5 protein-coding genes and 1 pseudogene are annotated in these 9,329 nt (G+C 69.5%); 2 read left to right on the top strand and 4 right to left on the bottom strand.

Annotation, left to right across the window (positions count from 1 at the left end):
* From ACFYZJ_RS37360 to ACFYZJ_RS37345, 4 genes are all read right to left on the bottom strand, one after another.
* The coding region (locus tag ACFYZJ_RS37360) for an ALF repeat-containing protein (RefSeq protein WP_388576287.1) at window positions 1-344 on the bottom strand (344 nt) is incomplete at its 3' end.
* Between the two features lie 177 nt (window positions 345-521).
* Window positions 522-2,222 (bottom strand): trypsin-like serine peptidase, encoded by a 1,701-nt coding sequence (locus tag ACFYZJ_RS37355; protein ID WP_388576284.1) that lies wholly within the window; start codon window positions 2,220-2,222, stop codon window positions 522-524.
* 506 nt (window positions 2,223-2,728) lie between these two features.
* Window positions 2,729-4,303 carry a S1 family peptidase gene (locus tag ACFYZJ_RS37350; protein WP_388576281.1) on the bottom strand — a complete coding sequence of 525 codons (1,575 nt, stop codon included), beginning with the start codon at window positions 4,301-4,303 and terminating at the stop codon, window positions 2,729-2,731.
* A 53-nt stretch (window positions 4,304-4,356) separates the two neighbouring features.
* Complete coding sequence (locus ACFYZJ_RS37345; RefSeq protein ID WP_388576278.1) at window positions 4,357-4,854, bottom strand: hypothetical protein; 498 nt, start codon at window positions 4,852-4,854, stop codon at window positions 4,357-4,359.
* Window positions 4,855-5,524: 670 nt separating this feature from the next.
* Between ACFYZJ_RS37345 and ACFYZJ_RS37340 the strand changes: the two are divergent.
* Window positions 5,525-5,676, top strand: a pseudogene (locus ACFYZJ_RS37340) (IS5/IS1182 family transposase); the annotation flags it as partial.
* A 414-nt stretch (window positions 5,677-6,090) separates the two neighbouring features.
* Window positions 6,091-8,442, top strand: coding sequence for an MFS transporter (locus ACFYZJ_RS37335; RefSeq protein ID WP_388576276.1), 2,352 nt, complete (start codon window positions 6,091-6,093; stop codon window positions 8,440-8,442).
* Window positions 8,443-9,329: the final 887 nt, after the last annotated feature.

Genomic DNA, 9,329 nt, shown 5'->3' with positions numbered 1-9,329 from the left:
GCGGCCTGCTGGAGGTAGGTGCCGCCGACACTGGCGACCTGAGCGGTGGCGACGCGCTCGTCCTGGAACTGGATGTCGGAGGCCTGAGCCAGGAAATTCCTGACCTCGTCGTCACCGCCGACCAGCGCGGCTTCGGCGGCGGCGCGCACGCCGGGCCCGCCGGTCTCCCACAGCCGCACCACCTTGGCGCGGTCGGTGTCCGGAAGCGCACCGCCGATTCCGCTGTCTGTCGGAGCGGTTCCGTCGGCCGTGGCCGGGGAGGGTGCCAGCAGGCCCAGTACCAGCGCGCCGGGCAGCAGGCCCAGACACAGCACGCGCACCGCGTGCTGTGCTCCTGCCGTCACGCGCCGCGGGCGTCGTGGATGTCTCACTGCGGACTCTATTCGTCTCATGTTTATGGGGGGTTGTGTGCACCGGCTCGCGCAGGCACCTGCACTGATCACAGGCCCGTGCGCGAGCCGGGCCCGAGGGGCGGCCCGTCGGTGTTTGGCGGATCCGTTCCTCGAACGGTGTGTGGAACGTCAGTTGGCCGGTACGAGCTGTACTTCGTCGTGCAGGCCCTTGGCGTCGGCGCCGGTGAAGAGGCTGACGTGCCCGTCGCTCCAGCGGACGAGGATGTCGTTCGCGGCGGTGTTGGCGGTGAAGGCGCCCGCGGCGACCACGGCGGCGTCCTTCCACTCCGAATTCCTCGGCCGGATCCTGATCTCACCGGGCAGGCTCTTGCCGGTCAGACCGGGGTAGAGGGTGGCCTCACCGTCCGACCAGCGCACGAGGAGATCGTCGGTGGCCATGCCGGTGAAGGAGCCTGTGCTGAGCTGACCGGCGTAGGTCCAGGTGGTGTTCTTCGCGACGATCTGCCGTTGCTTCGCCAGACCGTTGGCCGCCAGGTCGCTGAAGAGGGAGACGTGGCCGTCCTTCCAGACGACCAGCAGGTCGTCGCGGTGGCCGCCCGATGTGAAACGGCCGGCCACCAGCAGACGCGCGTCGTTCTTCCAGGCGGGGGTGTTCCGCGGGGCGAGCTGCTTCTCACCGTGGAAACCCTTGGCATCCACCGTCGCGTACTGGGTCACCTCGCCGTCGTTCCACCGCACGACGAGCCCGTCCGCGCCGCCACCGGTGGCGTTGATGCTGCTGAGCGAGACGGCATTGGCCCAGATACTCTTGCGGCGCGCCAGCTGGTATTCGGCGGCGAAGGGATGGGTGGGGTCGTTTCCGTCGGCGCCCTGGTAGAGGGTGACCTCGCCGTCGTCCCACAGGACGATCAGATCCATATGCCGGGTGCCGCCCGCGGAGCCGCCGGTGTAGTAGCCCGCAGTCATGGTCACGGCGTGCTTCCAGGTTGCCGCCTTCCCCAGGGAGTACGGCAGCAGCGGCGGTTGGTAGGCGCCGTGGTCGTTGTGGACGGCGTTCTGGGCGTCGTCGTAGAGCTGGAAGAACCGGTCGCCGTACAGGGGGCTGTAGGTGATCCGGTTGTACAGCGGGTCGTTGGTGTCCACGTCCGGGCCGCCTTGCATGAAGCCGCCGACGTTGCCGATGATCTGCCCGGTGTCGCCCGACGCGTCGATGGAGGAGAACCACGGCCCGCCGGAGACCCCGCCCCACATGCCCGCGCAGTCGATCTGCATCTGGTTGTAGGCCGGCAGCGCGATCGTGCGGACGCCGGGGCAGCGGAAGGCGCGGTCCTGCGGGTTGTGATCGACCCTCGGGTAGCCGATGACGGTCACCTGGTTGGCGAACCCCGGTGTACGAGCCAGGGCGTTGGCGCCCACGACGTCCTCGACGTTGCGCCCGCCGTCGTCGGCGAGGCTCGCAAAGGCGAAGTCCAAATCGGAGTTCCGGCTCTTGTCCGAGGCGTACTGTGCGTCGCGGAACCACTCCCTGACCGGCCACACACCGTACGGCTGGTCCGCCGCCGGCTTGGTGTGGTCGTACATGGGGATGAACGCCGCCCTGTTGCCGACGCAGTGCCCGGCCGTCAGGAGCAGGTTGTGCCCTGCGCTGCGCACCACGCTCGCCGTGCAGTAATGGGCATTCATGTCCTTGTCGGTGGTGAAGAGCACGCCGACGGACTTCATGCCGTCGAAGAATTCACCGCTGCCCCCGGCGGCGACCGATGACCTCTTACGCGGCGCCGTCCAGCCGTGCGGCCGGGCGGCCCGGCTTGAGGGGTCGGTGGCCGACGCCATGCGCTGGGAGGTCCAGAACCGGATCGCGTCCCGCACTGTCCAAGCGCCATCATCAGCGGGCGCGATCGTGGTGGAAGGCGACGCCACGGGCGAAGGAGCGGTGGCCATGGACGCGGGCAGGGGCTCCTTCGTCGCGGATCTGCCGGAGGCGGGTGCTGACGCGGCCAGTGCTGTTCCAGCTGTTCCAGCGTCGAGCAGCACCAGTGCCCCGCACAGTGCGGCGGCAGGCCAAAATCGTATTCGTCTGTTACTCAAGTAAAGCTGCTCCAGTCAGGCACGCCGGAGGGCACGCGGGCCTCCGGTCTGTGTTGAAGCGACGACCGCGGCCACGTACGAGCCACTTCCTCGTCTGTGATGACACCTGTCCCTACGCGGAGTTCAGCAAGGCGCGGACGTAGCGCTGTACACCAGATACCGACGCGTCGGCCGGCGGCCGGGCGAGGCCGCTCAGGCCGTGCCCGGCCGCGGCAACCGAGGGCCGGTCCACCGTTCGACGGGTGCGCCCCCGGCAAGCCGGATCGTGAAGCCGCGCCAGAGCTGCGTCAGTTGGCCGGTGCGAGTTGGACTTCGTCGTGCAGGCCCTTGGTGTCGGCGCCGGTGAAGAGGCTGACGTGCCCGTCGCTCCAGCGGACGAGGATGTCGTTCGCGGCCGTGTTCGCGGTGAAGGCGCCCGCGGCGACCACAGCGGCGTCCTTCCACTCCGAATTCCTCACGCGAATCCTGATTTCACCGGGCAGGCCCTTGCCGGTCAGTCCCGGATAGATCGTGGTCTCCCCGTCCACCCAGCGCACCAGCAGATCATCAGTGGAGTTGCCGGTGAACAACCCCGTGGTGAGGTCCTCGGCGTAGGGCCAGGTGGTGGTGTTCTTGGCGACGATCTGCGTCTGCTTGCTCAGTCCGTTGGCCGCCAGATCAGCGAAGACCGACACGTGGCCGTCCTTCCAGACGGCCAGCAGGTCGTCGCGGTGGCCGCCGGGCGTGAAGCGGCCGGTGACCAGCAGACGCGCGTCACTCTGCCAGGCGGGAGTATTCCGCGGGGCCAGCTGCTTCTCGCCATGGAAACCCTTGGCATCCACCGTCGCGTACTGGGTCATCTCGCCGTCGCTCCAGCGCACGACGAGCCCGTCCGTGCCGCCACCAGTGGCATTGACACCGGTGATCGAGACGGCGTGAGTCCAGATGCTCTTACGGGGCGCCAGCTGGTACTCGGCGGCGAAGGGGTGGGCGGGATCGTTGCTGACGCCGCCCTGGTAGAGGGTGACCTCACCGTCGTCCCACAGCACGATCAAGTCCGTGTGCCGGCTGCCGCCCGCCGAGCCGCCGGTGTAGTAGCCCGCAGTCATCTGCACGGCGTGCTTCCACGGCGCGCTGGCGAAGGTGGTGCTGTAAGCGACCTGCTGAACCCAGCCCGCCAGATCATCGACCCGGGCAGCCACCGCCCCGGTACGGGTCTCCGCCGCATCGGTACCCAGACAACCGCCCTGGAAGGAACGGCTGCTGACGCCCACGACCGCGGTGCGGCCGTCGGTGGTGGTCAGCACCGGACCGCCGGTATCGCCCTTGCAGACGGCGGCGCCGTCCGACTTCCCGGCCAGATCGACCGTGGTGGCACCGACGTTCCGGGTGGTGAAAGCGGCGGCGTGCACCTGGTCGGGCACCCACGCGTCCTTTGTGCGCCCATAGCCTGCGGCCTGTACCTCGTCGCCCACACCGGGCGCCGTGGCCGCCACCGGGATCGGGGTGATGCCGCTGACGGGCTTGGCCAGCTGGGCCATCACCACGTCCCGGTCCGTACGGGGCGCGAGGTTCACCACCTGCTGCACGGTGCCGTCGATGGCAGCCGTCGTCTTCAGCTTCGGAGCGCCGGGGGCGAGGGGGCCGCCCGGGGTGTCGGCGAAGCAGCTCGCGGCGGTCAGCAGCCACTGCGGGGCCACCAGGGTGGCCGAACAGCCGCGCTGCCCGTCGATGTCGAGCCGTGCGGTGGCGGTGGACACCGCGTCAGAAGCCTGCGGGCCCGATATGGCGGCCGCGGGCGTGCCGGACAAGGCGGCGACAGCCAGCGACGTAGCGGCGATCAGACCGGAAGTCCGCGCGGTGCGCGGACGGAAGCCAGACATGAATGTTCCCCGTTTTCATGTGAGATCGGTGAGAAGAAGGACGGGTCGGTCGGTCAGCCCGTGACGTGCAGTTCCACCAGGACAGTGGACGTACCCCCGGCGGTCCCCTCACCGACGCTCTGATAGCCGTTCTTCGCCACGCTCACTGTCTTGGCCGGCGCCGACGGGTCCCCCTGCGGCTTCAGATCCGCGCTGATCGGATGATCCGCGGTCTCCAACGCGATGACGTGTGGGAGTTCCAACGTGAGATAACCGGTCTTGGCTGTCGCCTTGAAGCAGTAGGCCCCCTGCGGGTTCCCACCCTGGCCCTGCACGGTGAGGACCCTGATCTGCTGAGCCGATTCATCACACGCGGCAAGGGTGATGTGCCCGTCCCCCTTGATCAGCTTGATGCCCTTGTCATGCTGAATCTGATCCGCGTTCGGGTAGGCGAAGTCCTCCACCGCGGACGGCGGTGTGTCGTTTCCCGACGGCGGCTGCGGGTCCGCAGAAGCGATCAGCGGTGTGCCCACAAGCGCCACGAGTACAGCAGCCCCCGCGACGGTGACCATCCTGCGCATACGAGGAGTCACCCGAAATCCTTTCCAGGCATGGGTGACAGCACATCCGCGTCCCCCACACACAGACGTAAAGCAAAAATAAGTGGTCGGCCTCGACCCTAAAGCAGCGTCAGCAGTAAACCAACGTAACAACACTCACACGCAACTCACGGAACCTGCACCGCAGATTCACAGTCGGGGAATGCGCGTAGCGTCACCGGCATGACGCATCACCCGCGTCATAGTTGCCCACTAAATTTCTTTTGAAGTCGCCGTCGCGACCAGTCGGCTGCCGCTTGGCGTGTACCGGCGGCCACCCGGACTTCTCCGCTACCGGAAGCAACGGCACCAGTTCCGTAGCCGCCGCCAACCGTCTGCTGTCGGAAGGGGCGGCCGAGCGCGGACGCCGCGCGCCTGGAGGCCCTGGCGTCTACCGTCAAATGATCTTCGGGGGGTGGTCACGGTGGGGTGATACGTCGCCATGAACGGTCCGAGGCCGAGTGGGCGACCGGAGGGTCCTCAACGGGATCGTGTGGAAATTCCGGACCGGCACGGCCTGGCCGGACGTGCCCGAGCGGTACGGAACTGGGCTACCCTGCACACTCGCTGCCGCCGGTGGGCCAAGGACGGCACCTTCGAGCGGATGCTCCGGGCCGGGCAGGCCAAGGCCGACACGGCCGGGGACATCGAGTGGCTGGTGTGGGTCGACTCCACGATCGTCCCGGCCCACCAGCACGCGGCCGGAGCGCGAAAAGGCGGCTCCGCATCCCGGGGCTTGGCCGGTCCAGAGGCGGTCTGTCCGGCAAGATCCACCTGGCCTGCGACGCTCTGGGGCGACGTGCTTCAACCGCCTCAAGCAGTGGCGCGGCATCCCACCCGCCACGACAAGACCGCCGAGTCCTACCAAGCAGCCGTCACCCTCGCATCGCTGCTGAGGCCGGCGTGACATTTGACGACAGCGGCCTGGCGCACCCGGCGCGGCAACGCGGACGCGGCCCAGGAGGCGACGTCGATCGAAACGTTTGCGTTTCGCTGGCTGGTTCCCTACCCTCGTGACGGTGTACGAAACCGTTTCGGACAGAAGCTGCGGACACCGTCGTCCTTCCCCGCTGCCGAGGTTGAGGCACTGAGCCACTCAGCTACTGAATCACTCAGCTACTGAGCCACTCGGCCAGGCCTGAGCCACTCAGCCACCGAGCCCTGAGCACCGAGCCACCCGGAGCCCTTGAGCCCCGCAAGAGGGATCACATGGAATTCATCCAGACCGACGCTGCCCCGGCCACAGATTCCGGCCAGACCCACCACCATGCCCAGCCGAAGCACCGATGGTGGGCGCTGGGCGTGATAGCCCTCGCCCAACTCATGGTGGTGCTCGACGCCACGATCGTGAACATCGCCCTGCCGTCCGCCCAGCAGGACCTCGGCTTCGACAACAACGGACGGCAGTGGATCGTCACCGCCTACTCGCTCGCCTTCGGCAGTCTGCTGCTGCTCGGCGGCCGGCTCGCCGACCTCGTCGGCCGCAAGACCACCTTCCTCATCGGTGTGGTCGGCTTCGCCGCGGCCTCCGCACTCGGCGGTGCGGCCGGCGGCTTCACCATGCTGGTCGTAGCGCGCGCCATTCAGGGCCTGTTCGGCGCCCTGCTGGCTCCCGCCGCGCTCTCCCTGCTGACCACGACCTTCACGGACGCCAAGGAACGCGCCAAGGCGTTCGGCGTCTACGGCGCCGTCGCCGGTTCCGGCGCCGCCGTCGGTCTGGTCCTCGGCGGCCTGCTGACCGAATACCTGAACTGGCGCTGGACGCTGTACGTCAACGACGTCATCGCGGTCTTGGCGCTGGTCGGCGCGATCACCTTCATCACCGGCTCGGCCCCGTCCCGGCGGCCCCGGCTGGACATCCCTGGCGTGATCCTCGTCTCCGGCGGCCTGTTCGGCGTCGTCTACGGCTTCGCCAACGCGGAGACGCACCACTGGAGCAACTGGATGACCTGGGGCTTCCTGGCCGTGGGTGGCGTTCTCCTGCTGGTGTTCTTCCTCTGGCAGGCCCGGGCGAAGCACCCGTTGCTGCCGCTGCGCGTGCTGGCGGACCGCAACCGCGGCGCCGCCCTGTCCACCGTGCTGATCTCGTCCGCCGGCATGTTCGGCGTCTTCCTCTTCCTCACCTACTACCTGCAGTCCACACTGGGCTACTCGCCGGTTAAGAACGGTGTGGCCTTCCTGCCGATGGTCGGCGCGCTGATGGTGATGGCGCAGTTGGCCACCAACTGGCTCGTGCCGAAGATCGGCCCCAAGGTGATCGTGCCGATCGGCCTGCTGCTGGCCGCGGGCGGCATGGTCTGGCTGACCCGCCTGGGCCTGCACAGCGGCTACGCCGCCCATGTACTGCCGCCCCTGCTGCTGATCGGCGCGGGCCTCGGCCTGTCGATGCCCGCGGCGATGAGCTACGCGACCCTCGGCGTCCAGGCCGGCGACCAGGGCGTGGCCTCGGCGGCGATCAACACCACGCAGCAGGTGGGCGGTTCGGTCAGCACCGCGCTGCTCAACACCCTGGCCACCAGCGCCGCGACCGACTACGCGAAGCACCACATGACCGACCCGCTGGTCAAGGCGAACGCCGCGCTGCACAGCTACTCCACCGCCTACTGGTGGTCGGCGGGCTTCTTCGCCTTCGCCGTGCTGGTGACGGTGCTGCTCTTCCGCCGCAAGCCGGCCCCCGCCCCCGCCGCCGGCACCCCCACCGTCACGGCCCCCGGGGCCGCCCCGGAGGCCGCTCCGCCGCCCGCCGAGCCCCTGGCCGCCGCCGCCACCGCAGCAGCCGGCGACGCTGCGGACTCCGACGGCCCGGGCGTGATCCACGGCCAGGTGCGGGACGGTGTGGGCGCACCGCTGGCCCGCGCCGCGATCACGGTGCTCGACCCGACAGGCCGCCAGGTCGCCCGGTCCACGTCACGTGAGGACGGCTCGTACACCGTAAACACCTCCGCACGCGGCAGCCTGGTGCTCATCGGCTCGGCGGCCGGGCACCAGCCGCAGGTCGCCACGCTGTCCCTGAACGGCGCCCCGATCGCCTACGACCTGGTGATGCCCACCGGTACGGGCACCCTGTCCGGCACGGTGCGTGACGCGGCCGGAGAGGCGCTGTCCGGCGCCCTGGTGGTCGTCACCGACGAGCGAGGGGCCGTGGCGTCCTCGACGACGACCGGGCTCGACGGCGCCTACCGGATCGCCGACCTGCTGCCCGGGGACTACGCGCTCACCGTCACCGCTCCGGGCCGCCGCCCGGTGGCCGACCTGGTGACCGTCACTGCCGAGGACGTCCACCACACCATCGAACTCCGCCCCGCCGCCGACGTGCGCGGCACGATACGCACGCGCGACGGCCGTACCGTGGAGGACGCCCGGGTCACTCTGCTGGACGCGGAGGGCAACGTCGTCGCGGCCCGCTCCACCGGCCCCGACGGCACGTACGCGTTCACCGACCTCTCAGGCGACGAGTACACGGTGGTGGCCAGTGGCTATCCGCCGGTGGTCACGTCGGTGAAGATCGACGGGGCGGGACGTGAGCAGGTGGACGTGTTGTTGGGGCACGAGGAGGCGTAGCTCACGGCTGGTGAGGCGGCCGGTCCGAACTGCCCCGCGGGGGTGGTCCGGGCCGGCCGCTCGTTCCGTGCCGAGGCAATCGGCGGTGAGCTGAGCGAGCGTGCCGAGGTTCGACAGGAGCTGTGCTGAGACGCCGCCCCCGAGTGGGCGGCTCGACCGTCGCGGAAAAAAGGGCCTTCCGTTTTGGCTGTCGGAGGCGTAGGTTCCGGTTACCCCGCGATGGCGCCTTTCGAGGCGTCGGCCCGCCGGTCCCGGGAAGGCGGGCCGCGCGGGGGCCAACTTCCGGTACCGCCGGGCGGACCAGGCCCGCTCGGCTGTGAGAGGCTGCTCGGCCACGCTCTCGGCGTCGTCAGGGCGTGGACCGGCGCCGGCCATGCTCCGGCGGCCGCGCGGCGATTCCCGAGGCTCCGCCCGACGGGCGGGGTCTGGATCGTGGATTGTGCCCATGATCGAGGAGACGTCCCCCGAACGGTTACAGCGGTCCACAAGACGGAGGCACGCTGCCCCGAAGAAGGCGAAAGGCGGCGGAGTGCTGCGTTCGTCCGCGCTGATGGCGGCGGGCACCGTGGTCTCGCGTGCCACCGGACCCGCCCCGGCCTCGACGCCCCGGCGATCCGCCGCTTCCGCCTCTTCGACGGCCAGGAGACCTACGTCAGCCCGGAAGGTGTGCCGGCCGACATAGAACCTCTCGACGGCACCCGCCTCCTCGTCCTGCACCCGCCGAACGGCAACCACGCCCTGGGCGTCGGGCGAGTGTTCGAGCACATGACGCCGGCACTCCGTCTCGACCGGATCCTGGAACCGGCCGAGACGCAGCACTGGCTCGCCCGGCCGGCGCCCGCCGTTGAGAACGACCTGATGGCCACGTCGAGACCGCAGTACTCCGG

It is taken from the genome of Streptomyces sp. NPDC001848 (genome assembly GCF_042891915.1).
In the GTDB taxonomy this organism is placed as follows: Bacteria; Actinomycetota; Actinomycetes; order Streptomycetales; family Streptomycetaceae; genus Streptomyces.
The sequence above is the reverse complement of the archived record's forward strand: the minus strand, read 5'-3'. Positions and strand labels throughout refer to the sequence as shown.

What these genes read in the sequence shown, in the direction of transcription:
- ACFYZJ_RS37350 (WP_388576281.1), bottom strand. Translation starts at nt 4,303, where the DNA reads ATGTCTGGCTTCCGTCCGCGCACCGCGCGGACTTCCGGTCTGATCGCC.
- ACFYZJ_RS37345 (WP_388576278.1), bottom strand. Translation starts at nt 4,854, where the DNA reads ATGGTCACCGTCGCGGGGGCTGCTGTACTCGTGGCGCTTGTGGGCACA.
- ACFYZJ_RS37335 (WP_388576276.1), top strand. Translation starts at nt 6,091, where the DNA reads ATGGAATTCATCCAGACCGACGCTGCCCCGGCCACAGATTCCGGCCAG.